Source organism: Rathayibacter sp. Leaf185 (assembly GCF_001423885.1).
Taxonomy (GTDB): Bacteria; Actinomycetota; Actinomycetes; order Actinomycetales; family Microbacteriaceae; genus Rathayibacter.
In genome coordinates this window covers 142,356-165,182 of the sequence record NZ_LMPP01000001.1, presented here as the reverse complement: position 1 = coordinate 165,182, position 22,827 = coordinate 142,356, and the positions used below count along the sequence as shown (strand labels likewise).

Here is a 22,827-nt window from a genome sequence, read left to right as displayed (position 1 = left end):
GTGCCGTCGAGGTCGCGGACCCGGAGGCGATGGAGGAGCTCGGCCGCTCGCTCGGCCGGGTGCTCCGGGCGGGCGACCTCCTGGTGCTCACCGGCCCGCTCGGCGCCGGCAAGACGACCTTCACGCGGGGCCTCGGCGAGGGTCTGGACGTCCGGGGGCCCGTGACGAGCCCCACCTTCGTGATCGCGCGGACGCATCCGCCCCTCCACGACGGGCCGCCGCTCGTGCACGTCGACGCCTACCGCGTGGGGTCGCCGGTCGAGCTCGACGACCTCGACCTCGACCTCGAGCACTCGGTCGTGGTCGTGGAGTGGGGGGCGGGGATGCTCGACGGGGTCGCGGAGTCGTGGCTCGACATCGTCATCGAGCGCCCGACCGCGGGATCCGACGCCGAGGAGGGCGAGGAGCCGATCGAGCCCCGCTCCGTCCGCTTCCACGGCACCCGCTGGGTCTGAGACCGGCGGGTACCCTGTCAGGGTGCTGCTCGCGATCGACACCTCCTCCGGTACCTCTGTCGCCGTCGTCGACGAGAACGGCGAGGTCCGGTCGGAGCGCACCGAGACCGACACGATGAGGCACGCCGAGGTCGTCGGCTCCCTCCTCCGCGATGCGCTCGAGGCCGCCGGAGTATCTCCCGCCGCGATCGAGGCCGTCGCGGTCGGCATGGGTCCCGGCCCCTTCACCGGCCTCCGGGTCGGGATCGCCGCCGCCCGCGCCTTCGCCTTCGGCCGCGGGATCCCCACCGTCCCCGTCGTCTCGCACGACGCGGTCGCCCTCGAGGCGCTCCGTCACGGCCGTAGCGGCGGCTTCCTCGTCGTCACCGACGCGCGTCGCCGCGAGCTCTACTGGAGCGCGTACGCCGGGCTCGACGCCGCCGGGATCCCCGAGCGCCTCGCCGGCCCCGGGCTCGACAAGCCGCCCGCGCTGCCGTTCCCCGACCTCCCGAGGCTCGAGGCCGCGACCGTGTCGGCCGCCGAGCTCGGAGTCGTCGCGGTGCGCACCCGAGCCGCCGGCCGCCCGCTCGCCGCCGACGAGCCGCTCTACCTCCGCTCGCCCGATGTCACGCTCTCGGCCGGACCGAAGCGCGTGACCGGATGACCGAGGCCGCGATCCGCGAGGCCGCGGCCTCGGACCTCGACGCGATCATGGCGATCGAGGAGTCGGAGTTCACCAGCGACGCCTGGTCGCGCTCGATGATGGCCGCGGAGATCCGGAGCCGGCACACCCGCTACCTCGTCGCCGAGCTCGGCGGTGCGGTCGTCGGCTACGCGGGTCTGCTCTGCCCGGTCGGAGCGCACGAGGGCGACGTCCAGACGATCGCCGTCGTCGCCTCCGCTCGCGGCGCAGGGCTCGGTCGCCGCCTCCTGCGGCACCTCCTCGAGACGGCGTCCGAGCGCGGCGCCCGCGAGGTGTTCCTCGAGGTGCGCGCCGACAATCCGGTTGCACAGGCGCTCTACCTCTCGGAGGGCTTCGTCGAGATCGCCGTCCGCCCCGCCTACTACCAGCCCGACGGAGTGGACGCTCTCGTGATGCGCCTGCCCCTCGCTCCCCAGGAGACGCCATGACCACCGGCCCGCTCGTGCTCGGCATCGAGACCAGCTGCGACGAGACGGGGATCGGCATCGTCCGCGGCACGACCCTGCTCGCGAACACGATCGCCTCGTCGATGGACGAGCACGCGCGCTACGGCGGAGTCGTGCCCGAGGTCGCCGCCCGTGCCCACCTCGAGGCCCTCGAGCCGACCCTGCGCACCGCGCTCGCGGAGGCGGGGGTGACACTCGATGAGCTCGATGCGATCGCGGTCACCTGCGGCCCCGGACTCTCGGGCGCGCTGATGGTCGGCGTGGGGGCGGCCAAGGCGCTCGCCGTCTCGCTCCAGAAGCCGCTGTACGCGGTGAACCACCTCGTCGGGCACGTCGGAGCGGACGTCCTCCGTGCCGACGGCACTGCCGGCAGTCCCGTGGAAGTGCCGACGATCGCGCTGCTGGTCTCGGGGGGTCACACCTCCCTCCTGCACGTGCGCGATCTGGTCTCGGACGTCGAGCTGCTCGGTGAGACGATCGACGACGCGGCGGGGGAGGCGTTCGACAAGGTCGCGCGCGTGCTCGGACTGCCCTACCCCGGAGGCCCGCAGATCGACCGCGTCGCCGCCGAGGGCGATCCGAGGGCGATCCGCTTCCCGCGCGGGCTGACCCTGCCCAAGGACAGGGAGAAGCACCGCTACGACTTCTCGTTCTCGGGGTTGAAGACCGCCGTGGCCCGCTGGGTCGAGAAGCGCCAGGACGCGGGCGAGGAGGTGCCGATCGCCGACGTCGCGGCGAGCTTCCGGGAGGCTGTGGCCGACGTGCTCCTGACCAAGGCGGTCGCGGCGTGCGTCGACCGCGGGGTGCCGCGGCTGCTGCTCGGCGGCGGAGTCGTCGCGAATGCCAGGGTGCGGGCGCTCGCCGAGGAGCGCTGCGCCGCGGCGGGCATCGCGCTGCGCATCCCTCCGCTCTCGCTCTGCACCGACAACGGCGCGATGATCGCCGCGCTCGGGGCTCAGCTCATCGAGGCCGGACACGCACCGTCGAGCCTCTCTTTCGGCGCCGACTCGACGCTCCCGGTCACGGAGATCCAGGTGCGCTGAGTCCCTACCCGGATTCCGTATCGAGCCACAAGTGGCACCCAGGCTTTTGACAGTCGGTCGAGCCTCCTGGCACCCTGATCGCATCCGCTCGTTCCTGATCAAGGGGGATCCCATGACCACTCCGTACACTCCGACCACCGATCGCTACAACGTCCTGGCGATCATCGGCTTCATCGCCTCGTTCTTCGTCTCGATCGTCGGCATCGTGCTGGGCTTCATCGCCCTGTCGCAGATCAAGCGCACCGGAGAGAAGGGGCGCGGCCTCGCGATCGCCGCGATCATCATCGGCTTCGCGGCCATCATCATCACGATCTTCCTGTTCATCGGACTGTTCGCCGTGGCCGCGACGGTCCCCACGACCGGGTACTGATCCTGCTGCGCCCCCTCCGATCCCGGAGGGGGCTCCGATCCTCGAGGGAGACATCGTGAGCGACACGAGCGAGCCGGCTCCGGCGTACGCCGCGCCCTCCGGAGCGCCGGCGGCGCTGTACCCGCCGCCCTCCGAGCCCTCCGGCTCCGCGCCGGTCCCCGTCCGCCCGCCGCTCAACGGACTCGCCGTCGCGGCGCTGATCTGCGGACTGCTCGGGCTCGCCCCCGCGGCGATCGTCCTCGGCCACGTCGGCTTCGCGCAGGCCGGGCGCTCCGGTCAGCGCGGCCGAGGGATCGCCGTCGCCGGTCTCGTGCTCGGGTACCTGGTCGTGGTCCTCGCCGTCGCGGGGTGGTTCGCCTACACGGCGTTCGTCGGCGCCCTCCGGACCGGCGGGTACCTCCCCGCCTGAGCGTCGCGCACGCCCTAAGCTCGGCGGCATGAGCGACAGCACCCAGCCCGGCTCCGACGACCGACCCGGCTCCGTCCCCGTCCCGCCCGCGCCCCCGGCGCCTCCTGTCCCGCCCGCGCCCCCGGCGGCGACGCAGCCTCCCGCGACGCAGGCTCCCACCGCGCCGCAGGCACCGTCGTCGTACGCCGCCGACGTCCCGCCGGCGCCGCCCGCCTACGGCGCCCCGGCCTACGGCTCGCCGGCCGGCGCGGTCCCGCCGGGCTACGCCTACGCTCCCGCGCCCGCCGCCCCGCCGCGCACCCTCAGCCTCATCGGGATGATCCTCGGCATCGCGGGCCTCGCGATCACGATCTTCGCCTGGGGCTTCGGCTTCATCCTCTCGGCGCCCGCCGTCGTGCTCGGATTCCTCGGGCGCCGCCGCGAGCCCGCCGCGCGCGGCTTCGCGCTCACGGCGATCATCACCGGGTTCGCCGGGATCGCCGTCTCGCTGATCTACCTCGCGATCACCATCGTGATCTTCGCGGTCGCGCTGGGCGCCGCGGGTTCCTCCTCCGGATACTGACCCGGCTCAGGCGGCGCGCTCGGCCAGCAGAGCGCGGTGCCGGCCCTGTACGCGCGTGAGGATCAGGACGGCGCTGCCGGTGCCCTTGAGGGCCAGCTTCCTGCGGAAGAGCGCCGGATCGACATCGACTCCGCGCTTCTTGATCTCGAGCACGCCGATCCCGCGGCCCTTCAGCTCGCGGGCGAGGGTGCGCTCGTCGAGGGGCAGCTCGGCGAGCACACGGAAGCTGCGCAGGAACGGCGTCGTCGACGGCTCGTCGCCGGTGAGGTAGGCGATGCCGGGGGAGAGCATCCGCGACCCGCTCGAGCGGGCGAGCTCTCCGAGCAGGCGGGCCCGGATGGCCGAGCCGTCGGGCTCGTGCACGAAGGCGCCCAGCTCGCCGACCTCCTCGTCCTCGCTGTCCGCTGCGGCGACGAGCTCCGAGGCGCCGCCGGAGCCGAGCAGCAGCGCCGACCGGCGGACGCCGGGGCGGGCCAGGGCGCCGAACCACAGGCCCGTCTCGACCAGTTCGCCGTCGACCGAGACCCACTGCGCCTCCGCGTCGGCCGGGATGCGCTCGCGATCGAAGCCCGGACCGAGCTTGATGCCGGTCGGCCGGTGCTCGGCCAGCCCGAAGGCGAACTCGAGCGACGGGGAGTAGTCGTCGGGATCCTCCAGCCTCCGGGTCTCGCGATGCCCCGCTGTCCGCCGCGCCGGGTCGAGGTAGACGGCGTCGAAGCCGTCGAGGCTGAAGGTCTCGGCGTCGGCGTGCACGGCGCGGGCCGAGGGGAACGGGGCGAGGTTGAAGCTCGCGAGGGTGGCGGTGATCTCGTCGGCGTCGACCGCCGTCACCTCGAGGTCGATGGCGGCCAGAGCGAGCGCGTCACCGCCGATGCCGCTCCCGAGGTCCGCGATGCGCGTGAGTCCGGCCGACGCGAACCGCCCGGCGTGCAGCGCGGCGACGCGGAGTCGCGTGGCCTGCTCGAGCCCCGCATCGGTGAAGAGCATCGAGCGAGCGAACTCACCGAACTTCGAGGCGGCGCGGGCACGAAGGCGCGCCTGCGTGAGGACGGCCGCGACGAGTCCCGGGGAGTGCCCTGCGGCACGGAGCGACGCGACGGCGCGCACGAGGTCGTCGGAGCGGTAGCCGTCGAGACCGTCGAGGAGCCGGAGGCCCTCGGGGGAGAGGAGCTCGACCAGCTCGTCGCGTTGCATCCGGCCATGCTAGGCCACTGGTTCACCGAGCTCCGCCGCCCGTCTTGGCACTCTGATTGCACGAGTGCCAGCCTTGCCTCTACAGTGGATCTAGCACTCTCGGAGCGTGTCTGCCAATGACCGCGCTCCGTCCCAACGTCGTCAAGAAAGAGGTCAACCGTGTCGGTGTCCATCAAGCCGCTCGAAGATCGCATCGTCATCAAGCAGGTCGAGGCGGAGCAGGTGACCGCTTCCGGTCTCGTCATCCCCGACACCGCCAAGGAGAAGCCGCAGGAGGGCGAAGTCGTCGCCGTCGGCCCCGGTCGCATCGACGACAAGGGCAACCGCGTCCCCCTCGACATCGCCGTGGGTGACAAGGTCATCTACTCCAAGTACGGCGGAACCGAGGTCAAGTTCTCGGGCGAGGACCTCCTGGTCCTCTCCGCGCGCGACGTCCTCGCGGTCGTCGTCCGCTAGGACGGAACTCGCGAAGGGCCCGGTGACTGCGGTCGCCGGGCCCTTCGTCGTCCCCGGGGCGGTCCTCCTCGAGACCGGTGGCCTGATCCGGGTGACGAGTGGCCGTTCCGAGCCGTTCGGCGTCGGAGCGCCTGCGTAGCATCGGAGGAGTGTCCGCCTCCCGCACCCCGCCCGACTCCCTCGAGCCCTCCACCGCCGGTGTCCCGGTCGGCGAGGGCGTGGAGGCGCTCGCCGACGATCGTGCCTCCGGCGCCATGTCGTCGACCGGTCTGTGGTTCGGTTTCGGCGCGTACCTGCTGTGGGGCGCGATGCCGCTCTACTTCATCGCGATGGCGCCCGCGTCCCCGTTCGAGATCGTCGCCTTCCGGGTGCTGTTCTCCCTCGTCTTCTGCGTCGTGCTGCTGACCGTCGCGCGCAGCTGGCCCGGCTTCCTCGGCCTGTTCCGCGAGCCGCGTCTGCTGGCGGTGATGGCCCTCGCCGGGGCGCTCATCTACGTCAACTGGCAGGTCTACGTCATCGCGACGACGACCGGACACGTGATCGAGGCGGCCCTCGGCTACTTCATGAACCCGCTGGTCACCGTGCTGCTGGGCGTGATCGTGCTGCGCGAGCGCCTCCGGACGGCCCAGTGGGTCGCGATGGCGATCAGTGCCGTGGCCGTGCTCGTCATCGCCATCGGCTACGGATCCTTCCCGTGGGTGTCCCTCGCCCTCGCGTTCTCGTTCGGTCTCTACGGCCTCGTCAAGAGCCGGGTCGGCGGGCGGGTCGACGCGGTCGGCGGCCTCACTCTCGAGACGCTGTGGCTGACTCCGCTCGCTGTCGTGCAGCTCGCCGTCGTCGGCTCGCTGGTCGGGCTGACCTTCGGCACGGAGGGGACGGGCCACGCCCTCATCCTCGCCTCGGCGGGCATCGTGACAGCCGTGCCGCTGCTGCTGTTCGCCGGTGCCGCGCGCCGGCTGCCGCTCTCCATCGTCGGGTTCATCCAGTACCTGACGCCGATCCTGCAGTTCCTCGTCGGAGCCTTCGTGCTGCAGGAGGCGATGCCGCCGGAGCGCTGGGTCGGCTTCGCTCTCGTCTGGGCCGCCCTGGTGATCTTCTCAGTCGACCTGGTCGCGGCGGAGCGTCGGAGGCGCCGAACGGCGGCGTGAACTGCGGATCACGTTGCAGAGAGCGGTTCCCGCTGTCGAAAGTAACGATCGGGTCGCGAAACCCGTTCGTAACACCGCCGTATTGTTCACGGCTGCTCCGAAGGTTACGTTTGCCCAGCGGTTGCCTCCGGCGCCGCTCTGACGACAACCACATCTCAAGGAGCAACATGGGCGTATACGCGAAGGCCGGTTCGGCCTCACGCGCGCGGACCCTCCGGGCAACCCTCGGCGGAGTCGCCATCCTCGGCGCCAGCGCACTCGTCCTGGCCGGCTGTGCCGGCGGCGGCGACAGCGGCGATTCGGGCAGCGACGGCGGAGCCTCCGGCGACCTGTCCCTGAAGATCGGCACGATCCTGCCGCAGACGGGCACCCTCGCCGTCCTCGGCCCGCCCGAGATCGCGGGCGTCGACCTCGCTGTCGCCGACATCAACGAGGCCGCTGCCGGCATCTCGATCGATGTCGAGCAGAAGGACTCCGGCGACACCTCGACCGACATCGCGACGCAGTCCGCGACCTCCCTCATCGCCGACGGCGTGTCGGCGATCGTCGGCGCGGCCTCCTCGGGTGTCTCGAAGACCTTCATCGACCAGGTGACCCAGGCGGGCGTCATCCAGATCTCGCCGGCGAACACCTCGCCCGACTTCACCACCTACGAGGACGACGGCTTCTACTGGCGCACCGCTCCCTCGGACGTGCTGCAGGGCCGCATCCTCGGCAACAAGATCCTGGGCGACGGCAAGACCAACGTCTCGATCCTGTACATGAACGACGCCTACGGCACCGGCCTCGAGTCGAACATCAAGGAGACCCTCGAGGCGGGCGGCGCGACCGTCGCCGCCGAGGAGATCTTCGAGCCGGCCTCGACCGACTTCAACTCGGCGCTCACCACGGTGCTCGCACCGAACCCCGACGCGCTCGTGGTGATCTCGTTCGACGAGATCAAGACCATCGCCGAGCAGCTCGCGGCGAAGGGCTTCGACTTCTCGAAGCTCTACGGCACGGACGGCAACTACGGAGTCATCGGCGAGGCCGACACCAACGTCGACATCGCGGGTGCTCAGTTCACCAACCCGGGTGTGCAGGCGTCGGACGACTTCCAGTCGAAGCTCCAGGCTCTCGTCACCGAGCAGGGCAACGACGAGCTGACGGTGTTCAGCTACGCCCCCGAGTCCTACGACGCCACCGTCCTGCTCGCCCTCGCGGCGCTGCAGGGTGGAGCGACGGACGGCGCGACCATCCGCGACAACCTCGAGACGGTCTCGAAGGACGGCACCGAGTGCACGACCTTCGCCGACTGCGCGGCGCTGCTCGCTGACGGCACCGACATCGACTACAACGGTCTCTCCGGCCCGATCTCGTTCGACGAGAACGGCGACCCGAGCGAGGCCTCGGTGTCGATCTACAAGTACTCGGCCGGCAACGTCACCTCGTTCGAGGAGACCGTCGACGGCTCGCTCGAGTAGCGATCACGTGACACGACCTCGGTCGTGACACCAGGGGCTCGGTCTTCGGACCGGGCCCCTTCGTCGTCCTACGGCTGTACGGTGCGACGGTCGCTGCGACCGGGCACGACGAAGCCCCGCCGGACCAGGGGGTCGGCGGGGCTTCAAGGGTCGTATGCGACAGCGCAGGCGGCGCGAGGGGGCGTCGGCCGCCCGGACCGGTCTAGGAGGCGCGGAGCAGTTCCGCCTCCTGCGCGAGGCGGTAGGTGACGAACGAGCGGCTGTAGTTGCGGCGCTTGCCCCCGGTGGTCTCGGCGATGACGACCTGCGCGTAGACCCCGACGACCGTCCAGCGGTCGTAGTCGCCGATCGCACCCGTTCCGAAGGTCGCACCGAGGTCGACGGGGGCGGGGGTGTAGCTCTTCATGGCGGCTCCTTCGAGGGCGTGCGGCGCCGGGCGCTCTGCGCGCCCGCTGTCTGACCGATCCGCCTCCCCGTGCAGTGGCGATTCCGCCTCCGATCAGGAGGAAAAGGCCCGCGCAGCCTGCCGGGAGCGACGTCTCGTGTCACCAAAATTACGGCAAACCGGCACCGACCCTGTCCCTCGCAAGCGGGACGCAGAGCCGGAGAGTTCCTCGGCTCGATCCGGTCACCACCGGCAGTAGCCGGCGGCGATGTAGTCGTACAGCGCTCCGCGCACGGCATCGCTCACGCCGATCGGGACGATTCCGGAGGCGCCGTCGGCGACCCCGACCGAGACCGGCAGGAAGGTGCCGCGCTTGTCCTCCGAGACCGTGTGCGTGTTGCAGTTGTTCGGCACGATCGCCAGATCAAGGACGACCGGCGCGGACGCCGCGTCGAGGCGGACGCCGGCGGGCCAGGAGTCGGCGCCCGAGGCGGGGCGCAGCAGGATCGTCCGCGCGATGCCGTCGATGCTCACCGCTCCGGGCCCTCCGGTCGGAGTGAGCGTGAGGGTCAGGTGAGCGACGGCCTCGCCGTTCTCCTGCCCGACGACGACCGCGTCGCCCGGCACGATGTCGACCACGTCGGCCACTCGCGCTGCGAGGCAGTCCTCGTCGTGGATCCGCGCGACACTGCCGAACGGATCGTCGGGGGTGAGGGAGACGGTGCCGGAGACGGCCCCCTGCGTGAAGGCGAGGCGCACGGCGGCATCGGGCTCGCCCGAGCAGTCGGGCGGGGGCAGCTGGAGGCGCAGCGCGGTCGTCGCCCCCGCGCGGATGGTCGTCGGCTCGGCCGTCACGACGGCCTCCGTGAAGGCGGAGGAGTCGAACCGCGCCTCCCAGACATCGAGCGGCGCGGCAGTGTCGTTCCGGACCAGCACCTCCAGGCGCCGGGGGCCGTAGTCGTCCCGGTTCTGCCGGATGCCGACGCTCACGCCCTCGGGCATCTCCGTCACCGGTCCGGGGCCGCAGCCGGCCAGGAGCGTCGCCAGGACGGCGGGCACGAGCACTGACGCGATGCGGCGCATCCGGCCCTCCTGAGGGACGCAGAGGGTCCGCCGCCGCCTCACGGCGGACGACGGGCCCCGGACGGTGCGGTGGACTCAGCCGCCGACGGTGGGCGTGCTCGTGGTGACCTCGTTGGTCGTCGCGAGCGTGCCCAGGTAGAGCTCGATCACCTTGGGGTCGTTCATGAGCTCGCGCCCCTTGCCCTCGTAGGCGTCACGGCCCTGGTCGAGCACGTAGCCGCGGTCGCAGATCTGCAGAGCGCGGCGGGCGTTCTGCTCGACGATCATGATCGAGACTCCGGCCCGGTTGATCCGCTGGACGTTGACGAACGTCTCGTCCTGGCGCATCGGCGAGAGACCGGCACTCGGCTCGTCGAGCAGCAGCATCGACGGGTCCATCATCAGGGCCCGCGACATCGCCACCATCTGGCGCTCTCCGCCCGAGAGCGATCCGGAACGCTGCTTGAGGCGCTTGGACAGCTCGGGGAAGAGCTCGGTCACGAACTCGAGTCGCTGACGGTAGGTCTTCGGCTTCTGGTAGACGCCCATCTCGAGGTTCTCCTCGATGGTGAGCGACGGGAAGACGTTGTTGTTCTGCGGCACGAAGCCGACGCCCTTCGAGACCAGCTTGTCGGCCTTCTGCCCGGTGATGTCCTCGCCGTTCAGGATGACCGTGCCCTGGCGGATGTTCACCAGCCCGAACATCGCCTTCAGGAGCGTCGACTTGCCGGCGCCGTTGGGACCGATGATGCCGACGAGCTCGCCCTTCTTCACGTAGACGTTCGAGCCGTTGAGGATGTTCACCCCCGGCACGTACCCCGCGTGGAGGTCGTGGGTCTCGAGGGTGTTGGGCGTGTCGACGCTCATTCCTTGTCCTTCCCGAAGTCGACCGTCGGCGAGGCCGGCGCCGCGGTGGGCGGCGCGATGCCGGCCTCCGCCGCCTGCCTCTCGACGTCCTCGCGCACGAGGTCCGACTCCATCTCCTCGGCGATCTCGAGCTGCCCTTCGACGGTGCCGAGATCGGTGTCGTGGTGGGCGCCCAGGTAGGCGTCGATGACGGCCTGGTCGTTCATGACGGTGGAGGGCGGACCCTCCGCGACGACCTTGCCCTCGGCCATCACGATCACCCAGTCGGCGATGGTGTTGACCATGTGCATGTCGTGCTCGACGAAGAGGACGGTCATGCCCTCGTCCTTCAGATTCACGATGTGACCCAGGAGCGACTGCGTCAGGGCCGGGTTCACGCCCGCCATCGGCTCGTCGAGCATGACCAGCTCGGGCTCCGACATCAGTGCCCGCGCCATCTCGAGCAGCTTCTTCTGCCCGCCCGAGAGGCTCGAGGCGTAGTCGTCCTTCTTCGTGTCGAGCTTGAACTTCTCGAGCAGGCGGATCGCGCGCTCCTCGATCGACTCCTCCTCCTTCGACCACAGCGGGCGGATGAGCGAGGTGAAGATGTTCTCGCCCTTCTGCCCCTTGGCCCCGAGGAGCATGTTCTCGAGCACCGTCATGCCGCCGAGGGCCTTGGTGAGCTGGAACGTGCGGACCATGCCCATCCGCGACACCTTGTAGGCCGGGACGTTGGCGAGGTTCTTCCCCTTGAAGTTCCAGCGGCCCGTGTTGGGCTTGTCGAAGCCCGTCAGCAGGTTGAAGAACGTCGTCTTGCCGGCGCCGTTCGGGCCGATCAGGGCCGTGATGGAGCCGCGGGGGATCTCGACGTGGGCGACGTCGACCGCGGTCAGGCCGCCGAAGCGCCGGCTGACGCTGTCGGCGACGACGATGGGGTCCTTCTTCTTGACCCCGGGGACGATCTCGTCCTCGGTGATGTCCGAGACAGGCGTTTTAGGCAAAGTGGAGATCCTTCTTCTTGCCGAAGATCCCCTGGGGTCTGAAGATCACCAGGAGCATGAGCGCGACCCCCACCACGATGAACCGGATCGGGCCGGTCTGCACGGTGGTGAGGCGGATGAGGTCGTTGTTGAGGACCCCGGTGTCGATCCCGAGCGTGAGGAGACCGTCGGTCAGGCCCAGCACGACCCAGAAGATGATCGAGCCGACGACCGGTCCGAAGACCGTCGCAGCACCGCCCAGCAGCATGATCGTGTAGAGGAAGAACGTGAGCTGGGTGCCGTAGTTGTCGGGCTGCAGCGAGCGGGGCAGGATGAACAGCGCTCCGGCCAGGCCGCCCAGCACGCCACCGAGGATCAGCGCCTGGATCTTGTACGAGAAGACGTTCTTGCCGAGCGAGCGAACGGCGTCCTCGTCCTCGCGGATGCCCTTGATGACGCGTCCCCAGGGGCTGCGCATCAGGAGGAACACCAGGAGGCAGGCGAGCAGGACGAGGGTCCAGCCGACGATGCGCACCCACCACTGGTCCTGGCTGTAGGTCAGGACGCCGATGCCCCAGCGCCCCTCCGGGAGCGGGTTGAGGTCGTTGAAGGCGCGGGCGGCGCCGTTGATGCCCTCCGAGCCTCCGGTGACGGCCGAGAACTCGGGTGTCTTGACCGAGAGCCGGATGATCTCGGCCGCCGCGATGGTCACGATCGACAGGTAGTCGGCGCGCAACCGCAGTGTCGGGATGCCCAGGATCAGTGCGAACACCGTCGCCGCGACGATGGTCGCGAGGAGGGAGCCCCAGACGGGCCACTCGAACTTGACCGACGTGATGGCGAAGGCGTAGCCGCCCACCGCCATGAAGCCGGCCTGTCCGAAGTTGAGGAGACCGGTGAATCCGAAGTGGATGACCAGGCCGATCGTCGCGAGGGCGTAGGCGGCGACGGTGGGGTCGACGATCTGCCCGATCGCCAGCCAGATGAAGTTGAGGTTCATGGTGTCAGCCGATCCGTTCCTTGCGACCGAGGATGCCCTGCGGCCTGACCAGCAGGATGATGATCATGAGGACCAGCGGAGCCACGTACTTGAGGTTCTCCGGGATCCAGATCGTCGAGATGTTCATCATCAGGCCGATGATGAGCGAGCCGACCAGTGCGCCGTAGGCCGAGCCGAGCCCGCCGAGCGTGATCGCCGCGAAGATCAGCAGCAGGATCGATGCTCCGGTGTCCCAGCGCAGCGACTGGTAGTAGCCGATGTAGACGCCTGCGAGTGCGGCGAGCGCACCCGACATGACCCAGACGACGCGGATGACGCGCTCGACGTTGATGCCCGAGGCGGAGGCGAGTGCGCGGTTGTCGGAGACGGCGCGCATCGCCTTGCCGATCTTCGTCTTCGTCAGCACGAAGGCGACACCCACGATGCAGATGACACCGATGACCGCACCGACGAGGTCGGTGAACTTCAGGCTGATCCCGAGCTCGGGGACCGTGAAGAACGGAGCGGTGCTGTTGGGGAGCGAGAGTCGGTCGGCGCCGAAGAAGAACACGAACGTGTAGCGCAGCGCGAGGGACAGGCCGATCGTGACGATCATCAGCGGGATGAGCTGGATGCCCTTCTTGCGCAGCGGCTTCCAGAGCAGGCCGTCCTGCGCGAAGCCGAAGGCGCCTCCGAGGATCACCGCTATCGGGATCGCGAGCAGCGCCGGCAGCCCGAAGACCCCGGAGAAGAGGTAGGCCATCAGGGCGCCGAAGGTGACGAGCTCGCCGTGCGCGAAGTTGTTCAGCCCCGTCACGCCGTAGATCAGCGAGGCGCCGATCGCCGCGAGGGCGATCAGGAGTCCGAAGATCAGGCCGGTGACGACCTTGGGCCAGAAGATGATCCAGAAGGTGTCGGCCGACACCGGCGGGGTGATCGCGTTCGACGTGCCGTCGGGGTTGGTCGCGCCGTTGCCGGTCGTGCCCTCGGTGGCGGGAGTCGTCGGAGCAGCGGAGTCGGAGGGGACCGGAGCCGTTGCTCCGGAGCCGATCGGATTCGCCGTCGAGACGATGAAGTTCACGATCTGGTTCTGCGAGGCGACGATCTTCACCTCCTTCGGGTTCTGCCCGGCGGCCGGGTAGCCCTTGTCGGCGGGGAGCGTCTGCTCGTCGACGGTCACGGTGTACGTGCCGGCGGCGTCGAGCGGGAAGGTGGCCCGGCCGTCGTCGCCGGTGGTCACCGTCGCGGTGGCGTCACCCGCGATCTCGACACTCACTCCCGCGAGGTTCTCGTTCGTGCCCTGGACGCGGACCCAGGCGATGATCGACTGGTCGGCGCTGGTCGCGGCGAGGGCTGCCGGCGCGGCGGCGGCGATCCCCGTGAGGGTCGCGGCGAGGAGGCCGAGCGCGAGCAGGCGGTCGCGGAGACGAGCGGATCTCGGAGGCCTCCTATCCACGGGGTGCCTCCCGGTCCGTCGGATGCAGGGTCGTCGCGCGCTTGTGGCGCGTCGAACGGCTGGCTGTGAGCAAGACGTCTACCTCTCGTCAGGGTGCACAGACGGATGGGGTCCTCGAGCAGGCCCGAACGGGCAGGCGCGAGTCGCCGTCGTCAAACAACGTTGGTTGACCATACGTTCCGCATGTGTCGGCGGTGTTTCCCCGTCGGCACGTGTGCGTGACGACATTATGCGGGGCGTGGAGCGCTCCCGCGCGCTCCCGGCGCAGTGCTTGCGCTCCGACCGCCCCGTCCGGACGGAATAGACGGCCCGCCCCGACGCTTAAGATTGAGCATCCGGGCACTCGGGACCGGACGCCCTCCCTCCACTCTCCCGGGCACCCGCAGTCGACAATGTAAAAGGGGCCTTGATGGACCAGCCGGATCCCTTCGGATTCCTCGGACTCACCTACGACGACGTCATGCTCCTCCCCGGGCACACCGACGTCATCCCGAGCGAGGCCGACACGACCTCCCGGCTGACCAAGCGCATCACCGTCGCGACCCCGCTGCTCTCGGCGGCGATGGACACGGTGACCGAGGCGCGGATGGCGATCGCCATGGCCCGCCAGGGCGGCATCGGCATCCTGCACCGCAACCTCTCGATCGCCGACCAGTCCGATCAGGTCGACCGCGTCAAGCGCAGTGAATCCGGGATGGTCTCGAACCCCGTCACCACGACTCCCGACGCCACCGTCGCCCAGGTCGACGACCTCTGCGGGCAGTACCGCATCAGCGGACTCCCCGTCGTCGACTCGACCGGTGTCCTCGTCGGCATCATCACCAACCGCGACATGCGCTTCGTCTCGCCGTTCGAGAAGGCGTCGACCCTCGTCCGCGACGTGATGACCAGCTCCGGCCTGATCACCGGCCGCGTCGGCATCCCCGACAGCGAGGTCATCGCGCTGTTCGCGCAGCACAAGATCGAGAAGCTCCCGCTCGTCGACGAGCAGGGCAAGCTCGCCGGGCTCATCACGGTCAAGGACTTCGACAAGTCGGAGCAGTACCCCAACGCGACCAAGGACGCCTCCGGGCGCCTGCGGGTCGGGGCGGCCATCGGCTTCTTCGGCGACGCCTGGCAGCGCGCCACCGCGCTCCTCGAGGCCGGAGTCGACGTGATCGTCGTCGACACCGCCAACGGCGACTCCGCCGGCGTGCTCGACATCATCCGCCGCCTCAAGTCCGACCCCGCGTTCGCCGGAGTGGACGTCATCGGCGGCAACGTCGCCACCCGCTCCGGCGCCCAGGCGCTCGTCGACGCCGGAGCCGACGCCATCAAGGTCGGAGTCGGACCCGGCTCGATCTGCACCACCCGCGTCGTCGCCGGCGTCGGAGTGCCCCAGGTCACCGCTGTCTACGAGGCATCCCTCGCCGCCCGCGAAGCCGGCGTCCCGGTCATCGCCGACGGCGGACTCCAGTACTCCGGAGACATCGCCAAGGCCCTCGTCGCCGGCGCCGACACGGTCATGCTCGGCTCGCTCCTCGCCGGTTGCGAGGAGAGCCCCGGCGACCTCGTCTTCCAGAACGGCAAGCAGTACAAGAACTACCGCGGCATGGGATCGCTCGGGGCGCTCCAGACGCGCGGCGAGCGCACCTCCTACTCGAAGGACCGCTACTTCCAGTCGGACGTGCCCTCGGACGACAAGCTGATCGCCGAAGGCATCGAGGGGCAGGTCCCGTACCGCGGGCCGCTCGCGAACGTGGCCTACCAGCTCGCGGGCGGGCTGCGGCAGTCGATGTTCTACGTGGGGGCGCGGACGATCTCGGAGCTCAAGGAGCGGGGGAGGTTCGTGCGGATCACGCCGGCGGGGTTGAAGGAGTCGCATCCGCATGATGTGCAGATGGTGGTGGAGGCGCCGAACTACCGGCGCTGAGTCGTCGGTCGTCCGGTGAGGGCCGGCACCGGATCGTGATGGTGCCCCCTCTGCCCGATGGGCCTGCGGCCCATACGCCCACCACGCCGGAGGGGGCACCATCACGATCCGGCGCCTCTCGAGGCAGCACAGCAGTCTCTGGTGGCCGAGCGACGCAGCGCGAGCGGGCTTCGCCCACCGCGACTGCGCCTTCGCCTACGTGCAGACTCATGCGCGGGCGGCTTCGACGCTGCGACCTCGTGAGGGGGGAGCGGTGATCGGCGATCCGCGTTCGAGCGGATCGTCGTGCCGCGGGCGGCGGGACGCTTTCTGAGACGCAACCGCCCTGCCTGGCCGACTGCGGCCGTGCGACGAGCGCAGCGAGGAGCGCGGCTCGAGAGCACCGTGCGGATCGTTGTGGCGCGGACGCGGGACGCTCTCTGAGAAGCGACCAGCTGCCGGGGCCGACTGCGGCCGAGCGACGAGCGAAGCGAGGAGCGAGGCTCAAGTAAACTGCTGCCCATGGAGATCGAGATCGGGCGTGCCAAGCGCGCGCGCCGTGCCTATGCCTTCGACGACATCGCTGTCGTCCCGAGCCGGCGCACGCGCGACCCCGAAGTGGTGTCGGTGAAGTGGGCGATCGACGCCTACCAGTTCGCGACGCCGATCCTGGCGGCGCCGATGGACTCGGTGGTGTCGCCGACGACGGCGATCACGCTGGGCAGGCTGGGAGCGCTCGGCGTGCTCGACCTCGAGGGGCTGTGGACGCGATACGAGGACCCAGAACCGCTGCTGGCCGAGATCCGCGAACTGCCCGCCGAGCGGGCGACGCAGCGCATGCAGGAGATCTACTCGGAGCCGATCAAGCCGGAGCTGGTGACGGCGCGGCTCAACGAGATCCGTGCCGCAGGCGTGACGGTCGCCGGGGCGCTCTCGCCGCAGCGCACGGCCGAGCTCTACCAGACGGTCGTCGATGCAGGAGTCGATGTGTTCGTCATCCGCGGCACCACCGTCTCGGCCGAGCACGTGTCGCGCGACACGGAGCCGCTCAACCTCAAGAAGTTCATCTACGAGCTCGACGTCCCGGTCATCGTCGGCGGGGCCTCGACCTACACGGCCGCCCTGCACCTGATGCGCACGGGCGCTGCGGGCGTCCTGGTCGGCTTCGGAGGCGGCGCCGCCTCGACCACGCGCGCCACCCTCGGCATCCAGGCTCCGATGGCCACCGCGGTCGCCGATGTCGCCGGCGCTCGCCGCGACTACCTCGACGAGTCGGGCGGACGCTACGTGCACGTCATCGCCGACGGCGGCCTCGGCACCTCGGGCGACATCGTCAAGGCGATCGCCGTCGGCGCCGACGCCGTGATGCTCGGCTCCGCGCTCGCCCGCGCGACCGACGCGCCGGGCGGCGGCTGGCACTGGGGTCAGGAGGCGCACCACCCGCAGCTGCCCCGCGGACGCCGCGTGCAGGTCGGCACCGTCGGCACCCTCGAGCAGGTCCTCAACGGCCCCGCGACCGACGCGAACGGCACCGCCAACCTGATCGGTGCTCTCCGCCGCTCGATGGCCACCACCGGCTACTCCGACCTCAAGGAGTTCCAGCGCGTCGAGGTCGTCGTCGCCCCGTACCAGCCCAGCTGAGCCTCACCGAACCGGGGTTCCCTCGGCGTTCCCCTCCGGCGAACGGCCGCAGGGGCGAGGTGCGGCGCACCTAAGCTGGGAGGGTCCCCCGAGGTAGGAGCGCCGTCCGGCGCGGATGGAGCACGCATGGTCGAGGTCCGCAGGGTGAAGCTGCCCGGAGTCGGGGTACTGCACACGTTCCTGACGGCCGACGGCGGCAAGGTCGGCGTCATCGCCCACCGCTCCGGTCACAGCGACCTGATCACGTTCGCCGAGGGCGACCAGGACGGCGCGAAGGTCTCCCTCCGTCTCAGCGACGACGAGGCGCACACGCTGGCCGAGCTGCTCGGCGGCACCCAGATCACCGAGTCGCTCACCGCGCTCGACCAGATCCCCGGCCTCTCGATCGACTGGTTCACGGTCGACTACGACGACCACATCGCCGGGCAGCAGCTCGGCAAGCCCGCCGACCGCGGCATCGTCGGCCTGACGGTCGTCGCCGTCGTGCGGGGGGACGCGGCCAACCCGGCACCCGCCCCCGACTTCCGTGTGTTCCCCGGCGACACCCTCGTCGTCGCGGGCAGCCCGGAGAAGGTCGCGAAGGCGTTCTCCTTCTTCCGCTCCGGCGTGTTCGCCAAGGCCCCCGAGACGCCGCCCGGAGTCTGAGGATGCACCACGGCGAAGACCTCATCGTCCTGGGCATCCTGTTCGTCGTCGCCTACGTCCTCGGCCGCCTGGGGCGGACGATCGGACTCCCGGCGATCCCCATATACATGGTCGTCGGGCTGCTCGCGAGCCCGAACTTCCACTGGTTCCCGCTCGACTTCGACTCCACCTACATCGAGCTGACGGCCGTCTTCGGCCTGATCCTGCTGCTGTTCAACCTCGGTCTCGAGTTCGACCAGGACGAGTTCTTCGGCAACGCAGGCCGGCTCATCCTGTCGGGCGGCACGTACATCGGCGTCAACATGGCGGCGGGGCTCGGCTTCGGCTTCCTGCTGGGCTGGGGGAGCCAGGAGGCGCTCGTCGTGGCGGGCATCACGGCCACCAGCTCGAGCGCCATCGTCACGAAGCTGCTGATCGAGCTCAAGCGGCTGGCGAACCCCGAGACGCCGATGATCCTGGGCGTCACGGTCGTCGAGGACATCTTCATCGCCGTCTACCTGGCCATCGTGTCGGTCGTACTCTCGGGCGAGACCGAGCCGTGGCCGGTGATCCTCAAGCTGCTGATCGCGTTCGCGTTCCTGGTCGTGATGTTCTCGGTGGCGCGCTGGGGCGGGCGAGTCGTCTCGCGGCTGTTCCGCACCCGCGACGACGAGCTCTTCACCATCCTCTTCTTCGGGCTGGCGCTCCTCTTCGGCGGCATCGGCGAAGTGCTCGGAGTGACCGACGCGATCGGCGCGTTCCTGATCGGGCTCGTGATCGGGGCGACGCGGTTCCGCTCGCGGGTCGAGCACATCGCCATCCCGCTCCGCGACGTCTTCGGCGCGTTCTTCTTCGTGAACTTCGGCCTCGGGCTCGATCCGAGTGCGTTCCCGGCTGTCGTGGTGCCCGTGATCGCCGCCTCCGCGATGACCATCGTGCTGAACCTCGGCGCCGGTCAGTTCGTCGCATGGCTCAACAAGCTCGGGCCGAGGGCGGGGCTCAACGCGGCGTTCATCCTGCACAACCGCGGCGAGTTCGCACTGATCCTGGCGACGCTGTCGCTCTCGGCCGGGCTCGACGAGCGGATCCAGCCGTTCGCCGGTCTCTACGTGCTCGTCATGGCGATCATCGGGCCGATCCTCGCGTCGCGCTCCGAGAGCATCGGTCTCTTCCTCTCGCGCCGTCGCCACCGGCCCGCCCCCGCCGCGCGCGCCGCGATGGCGGAGGAGGACTTCGCTCTCGTCGAGGCGGCGATGGCGGCGCCCGCTCTGCAGGAGGACACCGACACCTCCGGCACGTCGATCACCCCGGTACCGAAACGGCCCGTCGAGCGGGACGAGCTCGACGACGAGTTCCCTGATCCGATGCGCCAGGCCCTGATCGATCAGGCGATGCAGCAGTCCGACGGTGTCGGGTCGGACCGCCCGCGCCGCCCCGTCGAGCCCGACTACTGATCCCCGGGAGCTCTCACCCTCACGGGCTAGGCTCGTCGGGTCCGCGCTCCGGTGCGGATTCCGGTACGAACGAGGGACGCATGGCGCAGAGCACGGTCTGGCAGATCGCTCGGCGTCCGCGCTGGATCGGCGCCCTGCTCCTGGCGCTCCTGATCGCCGCGCTCTTCGCCGCGCTCGGCCAGTGGCAGATCGGGCGGGCGGTCGACGCCGCGGCTCCCGACTCCGGAGTCTCCGAGTCGGTCCTGCCCCTCGACCAGGTCGCGAGCGCCTCGAGGCCGATCTCGGCGACCGCCGACGGTCAGCGGGTCGAGGCGTCCTCGACGCTCGTCCCCGGCGGGGCCGAGGTGGTCGGCGGACGCCTGAACCGCGGCGACGAGGGCTGGTGGGTGATCGCGCGCACGCGCACCGACTCCGCCGACCTGGTCGTCGCCTACGGGTGGACGCAGGACGAGGGAACGGCTCGCGACGTCGCCGACCGACTGAACAGCGGGAGCGAGGCGGCGCCCACGTCGTTCGAGGGCCGCCTGGTCGCGAACGAGGCGGCCGAGGCGCCCGCCGCGGGCGTGGATCCGATGACCCTCACCGCCGTGTCGATCCCCGCGCTGATCAACCGCTGGCCCGATCCTCCGCAGGACGTGTACCAGGGCTACGTCGTCGTCGACCAGCCGGTCGAGGGACTCGAGGCCATCGACTCGCCGGCCCGGCAGACCGATGTCTCGCTCAACTGGCTCAACGTCTTCTACGCGATCGAGTGGGTGGTCTTCGCGGGCTTCGCGCTCTACCTCTGGTACCGCCTGGTGCGGGACGCCTGGGAGCGCGAGATCGAGGAGGCCCTCGACGCCGAGGAGCTCGCCCGCGCCGCCGCCCCCTCCTCCGCGTCGTAAACTGGACCCCATGCCCCTCGAGCCCAAGCCCGCGCAGTTCCCTGCGATCCGGAGCGCGCTGCGCTTCTACCGGGTGACCTCGATCATCACCGGCGTCATGCTCCTCCTGCTCTGCGCCGAGATGCTGCTGAAGTACGTGTTCCACCTCGAGCTGTTCGCCTTCGGCCAGCAGGGTGTGCTGCACTTCGCGCCGATGTACGAGGTGCCCGGAGGCGAGTTCAAGTCGAGCGGCACGGGCGCGAACGTGTCGACCGGCATCCTCATCGCGCACGGCTGGTTCTACGTCGTGTACCTCTTCTCGGACTTCCGCCTGTGGAGTCTGATGCGCTGGCCGTTCAGCCGCTTCATCCTGATCGCGCTCGGCGGAGTGATCCCGACGCTGTCCTTCTTCGTCGAGGGGCGCATCGCGCGCGAGGTCGAGCAGTACCTGGCCCGCCGCAGCGCCGACCCGAAGACACCCCGTACCCCGACCGACTCCGTGGAGGCCCCCCATCAGTGAGCAGCAGTCCGGCCCCGAGGCGGCGTCGCCGCATCTCGCCGCCCAGCCCGTCCTCGTCGTCGACTTCGGCGCCCAGTACGCGCAGCTGATCGCGCGGCGCGTCCGCGAGGCGAACGTCTACTCCGAGATCGTCCCGTCGAACACCACGGCCGCCGAGATCGCGGCGAAGTCGCCCGTGGGCATCATCCTCTCCGGAGGCCCCTCCAGCGTCTACGAGGACGGGGCGCCGCAGCTCGACCCCGCGATCTTCGACCTCGGCATCCCCGTTCTCGGCATCTGCTACGGCTTCCAGGTGATGGCGAAGACCCTCGGCGGCGAGGTCGCGAACACGGGCCTCCGCGAGTACGGCGCGACCGACGCCGCGCTGTCGACCGAGGGTGGCGTGCTGCTCGGCGATCAGCCGGCCGACCAGACCGTGTGGATGAGCCACGGCGACTCCGTCGCGAAGGCACCGGAGGGCTTCGAGGTCCTCGCGTCGACGACGTCGACCCCGGTGGCGGCGTTCGGCAGCGACGAGCGGCGCCTCTACGGCGTGCAGTGGCACCCCGAGGTGAAGCACTCGGCCTACGGCCAGGCCGTCATCGAGAACTTCCTCCACCGCGCGGCGGGCATCCCCGCCGACTGGAACTCGTCGAACGTCATCGACGATCAGGTCGCGCTGATCCAGGAGCAGGTCGGCTCGGGCCGCGTCATCTGCGGTCTCTCCGGAGGCGTCGACTCGGCCGTCGCGGCCGCGATCGTGCACCGTGCGGTCGGCGACCAGCTGACGTGCGTCTTCGTCGACCACGGCCTCCTGCGCAAGGACGAGCGCCGCCAGGTCGAGGAGGACTACGTCGCCGCGACGGGCGTCCGCCTCGTCACCGTCGACGCTCGCGAGCAGTTCCTCGACGCCCTCGCGGGAGTCAGCGACCCCGAGCAGAAGCGCAAGATCATCGGCCGCGAGTTCATCCGCAGCTTCGAGGGTGCCGCCGAGGCGCTCGTCCTCGAGGCGCAGGGCGACGGCGCGTCGATCGACTTCCTCGTGCAGGGCACGCTCTACCCCGACGTCGTCGAGTCGGGCGGAGGCACCGGCACCGCGAACATCAAGTCGCACCACAACGTCGGCGGCCTGCCGGAGGACCTGCAGTTCGCGCTCGTCGAGCCGCTGCGCACCCTCTTCAAGGACGAGGTGCGCGCCATCGGCCGCGAGCTCGGGCTGCCCGAGACGATCGTCGGGCGCCAGCCCTTCCCCGGCCCCGGCCTCGGCATCCGCATCGTCGGCGAGGTGACGCAGGAGCGACTCGACCTGCTCCAGGAGGCCGACGCGATCGTCCGCGCAGAGCTGACCGCCGCGGGCCTCGACTCCGAGATCTGGCAGTGCCCGGTCGTGTTGCTGGCCGACGTCCGCTCAGTCGGAGTGCAGGGCGACGGACGCACCTACGGGCACCCGATCGTGCTGCGACCCGTCTCCTCCGAGGACGCGATGACGGCCGACTGGACGCGGCTCCCCTACGACCTGCTGGCGCGGATCTCCAACCGCATCACCAACGAGGTGAGCGGGGTGAACCGCGTGGTCCTCGACGTCACGTCGAAGCCCCCGGGCACCATCGAGTGGGAGTAGCGGCGGCGACGCTGCGCTGACGGACGGGCCTCTTCGCGGGGCCCGTTCTGCGTTGCGGAGTGGTGCCGGTGCGATCTGCAGGAGATCGCTGTCGAGAGGGGCGTTCTGCCGCACGTTCTGGTCCGGATGACCCGCAACTCCTGCGAACCGCACGTGGTCCTGCGAACCGCACGTGGTCCCGCGAACCGCACGTGGTCCTGCGAACCGCACCGGGTCTTGAAGGTTGCTTGGCGTCGCGGTGCGATCTGCAGGAGATCTCTGCCGGGAGGGGCGTTCTGCCGCATGTTCTGGTCCAGGG

The 22,827-nt window shown here is 70.2% G+C and carries 24 protein-coding genes; 17 read left to right on the top strand and 7 right to left on the bottom strand.

What is annotated here, in order from left to right; all coding sequences use genetic code 11:
- The first annotated feature begins 29 nt into the window (after nucleotides 1–29).
- The 7 genes from tsaE (at nucleotide 30) to ASG06_RS00810 (ending at nucleotide 3,967) form a co-directional block, all read left to right on the top strand.
- Complete coding sequence (gene tsaE / locus ASG06_RS00840) at nucleotides 30–455, top strand: tRNA (adenosine(37)-N6)-threonylcarbamoyltransferase complex ATPase subunit type 1 TsaE (protein WP_056040302.1); 426 nt, start codon at nucleotides 30–32, stop codon at nucleotides 453–455.
- A gap of 22 nt (nucleotides 456–477) precedes the next feature.
- Nucleotides 478–1,098, top strand: a complete 621-nt coding sequence (gene tsaB, locus ASG06_RS00835) for a tRNA (adenosine(37)-N6)-threonylcarbamoyltransferase complex dimerization subunit type 1 TsaB (RefSeq protein WP_056037221.1) — start codon at nucleotides 478–480, stop codon at nucleotides 1,096–1,098.
- Nucleotides 1,095–1,565: a ribosomal protein S18-alanine N-acetyltransferase gene (gene rimI / locus ASG06_RS00830; protein WP_056037216.1), complete on the top strand. Its 471-nt coding sequence runs from the start codon at nucleotides 1,095–1,097 to the stop codon at nucleotides 1,563–1,565. The genes tsaB and rimI overlap by 4 nt, the downstream gene beginning before the upstream one ends.
- Nucleotides 1,562–2,626 carry a tRNA (adenosine(37)-N6)-threonylcarbamoyltransferase complex transferase subunit TsaD gene (tsaD, locus tag ASG06_RS00825; RefSeq protein ID WP_056037213.1) on the top strand — a complete coding sequence of 355 codons (1,065 nt, stop codon included), beginning with the start codon at nucleotides 1,562–1,564 and terminating at the stop codon, nucleotides 2,624–2,626. Before rimI ends, tsaD begins: the two co-directional genes overlap by 4 nt.
- A gap of 112 nt (nucleotides 2,627–2,738) precedes the next feature.
- On the top strand, nucleotides 2,739–2,996 hold the full coding sequence (locus ASG06_RS00820; protein WP_056040301.1) for a DUF4190 domain-containing protein: 258 nt from the start codon (nucleotides 2,739–2,741) through the stop codon (nucleotides 2,994–2,996).
- A gap of 55 nt (nucleotides 2,997–3,051) precedes the next feature.
- Entirely contained in the window at nucleotides 3,052–3,405 is a 354-nt protein-coding gene (locus tag ASG06_RS00815) for a DUF4190 domain-containing protein (protein ID WP_056037209.1), read from the top strand.
- A 28-nt stretch (nucleotides 3,406–3,433) separates the two neighbouring features.
- Complete coding sequence (locus tag ASG06_RS00810; RefSeq protein WP_056037206.1) at nucleotides 3,434–3,967, top strand: DUF4190 domain-containing protein; 534 nt, start codon at nucleotides 3,434–3,436, stop codon at nucleotides 3,965–3,967.
- A 6-nt stretch (nucleotides 3,968–3,973) separates the two neighbouring features.
- Here the strand turns inward: ASG06_RS00810 and ASG06_RS00805 are convergent, their stop codons facing one another.
- Nucleotides 3,974–5,161: a class I SAM-dependent methyltransferase gene (locus ASG06_RS00805; protein WP_056037203.1), complete on the bottom strand. Its 1,188-nt coding sequence runs from the start codon at nucleotides 5,159–5,161 to the stop codon at nucleotides 3,974–3,976.
- A 159-nt stretch (nucleotides 5,162–5,320) separates the two neighbouring features.
- Between ASG06_RS00805 and groES the strand changes: the two genes are divergently transcribed.
- The 3 genes from groES to ASG06_RS00790 all read left to right on the top strand — a co-directional run bounded on the left by groES (nucleotide 5,321) and on the right by ASG06_RS00790 (nucleotide 8,228).
- Nucleotides 5,321–5,617, top strand: a complete 297-nt coding sequence (groES, locus tag ASG06_RS00800) for a co-chaperone GroES (protein WP_056037201.1) — start codon at nucleotides 5,321–5,323, stop codon at nucleotides 5,615–5,617.
- A gap of 254 nt (nucleotides 5,618–5,871) precedes the next feature.
- Nucleotides 5,872–6,765, top strand: coding sequence for an EamA family transporter RarD (gene rarD / locus ASG06_RS00795; RefSeq protein ID WP_056040299.1), 894 nt, complete (start codon nucleotides 5,872–5,874; stop codon nucleotides 6,763–6,765).
- A 167-nt stretch (nucleotides 6,766–6,932) separates the two neighbouring features.
- A complete protein-coding gene (locus ASG06_RS00790; protein WP_056037199.1) occupies nucleotides 6,933–8,228 on the top strand; it encodes an ABC transporter substrate-binding protein in 1,296 nt (431 codons plus the stop codon).
- A 202-nt stretch (nucleotides 8,229–8,430) separates the two neighbouring features.
- On the opposite strand, the gene ASG06_RS00785 is transcribed toward ASG06_RS00790, so the two are convergent.
- The 6 genes from ASG06_RS00785 to ASG06_RS00760 all read right to left on the bottom strand — a co-directional run bounded on the left by ASG06_RS00785 (nucleotide 8,431) and on the right by ASG06_RS00760 (nucleotide 13,936).
- A complete protein-coding gene (locus ASG06_RS00785) occupies nucleotides 8,431–8,634 on the bottom strand; it encodes a hypothetical protein (protein WP_056037195.1) in 204 nt (67 codons plus the stop codon).
- A gap of 222 nt (nucleotides 8,635–8,856) precedes the next feature.
- Nucleotides 8,857–9,696, bottom strand: a complete 840-nt coding sequence (locus ASG06_RS00780) for a hypothetical protein (RefSeq protein WP_056037191.1) — start codon at nucleotides 9,694–9,696, stop codon at nucleotides 8,857–8,859.
- A gap of 75 nt (nucleotides 9,697–9,771) precedes the next feature.
- Nucleotides 9,772–10,542: an ABC transporter ATP-binding protein gene (locus tag ASG06_RS00775; RefSeq protein ID WP_056037188.1), complete on the bottom strand. Its 771-nt coding sequence runs from the start codon at nucleotides 10,540–10,542 to the stop codon at nucleotides 9,772–9,774.
- Nucleotides 10,539–11,522 carry an ABC transporter ATP-binding protein gene (locus ASG06_RS00770; RefSeq protein ID WP_056037186.1) on the bottom strand — a complete coding sequence of 328 codons (984 nt, stop codon included), beginning with the start codon at nucleotides 11,520–11,522 and terminating at the stop codon, nucleotides 10,539–10,541. The genes ASG06_RS00775 and ASG06_RS00770 overlap by 4 nt, the downstream gene beginning before the upstream one ends.
- Nucleotides 11,515–12,501 (bottom strand): branched-chain amino acid ABC transporter permease, encoded by a 987-nt coding sequence (locus ASG06_RS00765; RefSeq protein WP_056037184.1) that lies wholly within the window; start codon nucleotides 12,499–12,501, stop codon nucleotides 11,515–11,517. The genes ASG06_RS00770 and ASG06_RS00765 overlap by 8 nt, the downstream gene beginning before the upstream one ends.
- Before the next feature lie 4 nt (nucleotides 12,502–12,505).
- Nucleotides 12,506–13,936, bottom strand: coding sequence for an ABC transporter permease subunit (locus ASG06_RS00760; RefSeq protein ID WP_056037181.1), 1,431 nt, complete (start codon nucleotides 13,934–13,936; stop codon nucleotides 12,506–12,508).
- Nucleotides 13,937–14,345: 409 nt separating this feature from the next.
- Between ASG06_RS00760 and guaB the strand changes: the two genes are divergently transcribed.
- From guaB to guaA, 7 genes are all read left to right on the top strand, one after another.
- Nucleotides 14,346–15,848 (top strand): IMP dehydrogenase, encoded by a 1,503-nt coding sequence (guaB, locus tag ASG06_RS00755; RefSeq protein WP_056037178.1) that lies wholly within the window; start codon nucleotides 14,346–14,348, stop codon nucleotides 15,846–15,848.
- Between the two features lie 501 nt (nucleotides 15,849–16,349).
- Nucleotides 16,350–17,468: a GuaB3 family IMP dehydrogenase-related protein gene (locus tag ASG06_RS00750; RefSeq protein ID WP_056037175.1), complete on the top strand. Its 1,119-nt coding sequence runs from the start codon at nucleotides 16,350–16,352 to the stop codon at nucleotides 17,466–17,468.
- Nucleotides 17,469–17,594: 126 nt separating this feature from the next.
- Complete coding sequence (locus tag ASG06_RS00745; protein WP_056037171.1) at nucleotides 17,595–18,113, top strand: cation:proton antiporter regulatory subunit; 519 nt, start codon at nucleotides 17,595–17,597, stop codon at nucleotides 18,111–18,113.
- A gap of 2 nt (nucleotides 18,114–18,115) precedes the next feature.
- On the top strand, nucleotides 18,116–19,546 hold the full coding sequence (locus tag ASG06_RS00740) for a cation:proton antiporter (protein ID WP_056037168.1): 1,431 nt from the start codon (nucleotides 18,116–18,118) through the stop codon (nucleotides 19,544–19,546).
- Between the two features lie 80 nt (nucleotides 19,547–19,626).
- Complete coding sequence (locus tag ASG06_RS00735) at nucleotides 19,627–20,430, top strand: SURF1 family cytochrome oxidase biogenesis protein (protein ID WP_056037166.1); 804 nt, start codon at nucleotides 19,627–19,629, stop codon at nucleotides 20,428–20,430.
- Nucleotides 20,431–20,440: 10 nt separating this feature from the next.
- Nucleotides 20,441–20,929 (top strand): DUF3817 domain-containing protein, encoded by a 489-nt coding sequence (locus ASG06_RS00730; RefSeq protein WP_056037163.1) that lies wholly within the window; start codon nucleotides 20,441–20,443, stop codon nucleotides 20,927–20,929.
- A complete protein-coding gene (gene guaA, locus ASG06_RS00725) occupies nucleotides 20,922–22,529 on the top strand; it encodes a glutamine-hydrolyzing GMP synthase (RefSeq protein ID WP_056037159.1) in 1,608 nt (535 codons plus the stop codon). The genes ASG06_RS00730 and guaA overlap by 8 nt, the downstream gene beginning before the upstream one ends.
- Nucleotides 22,530–22,827: the final 298 nt, after the last annotated feature.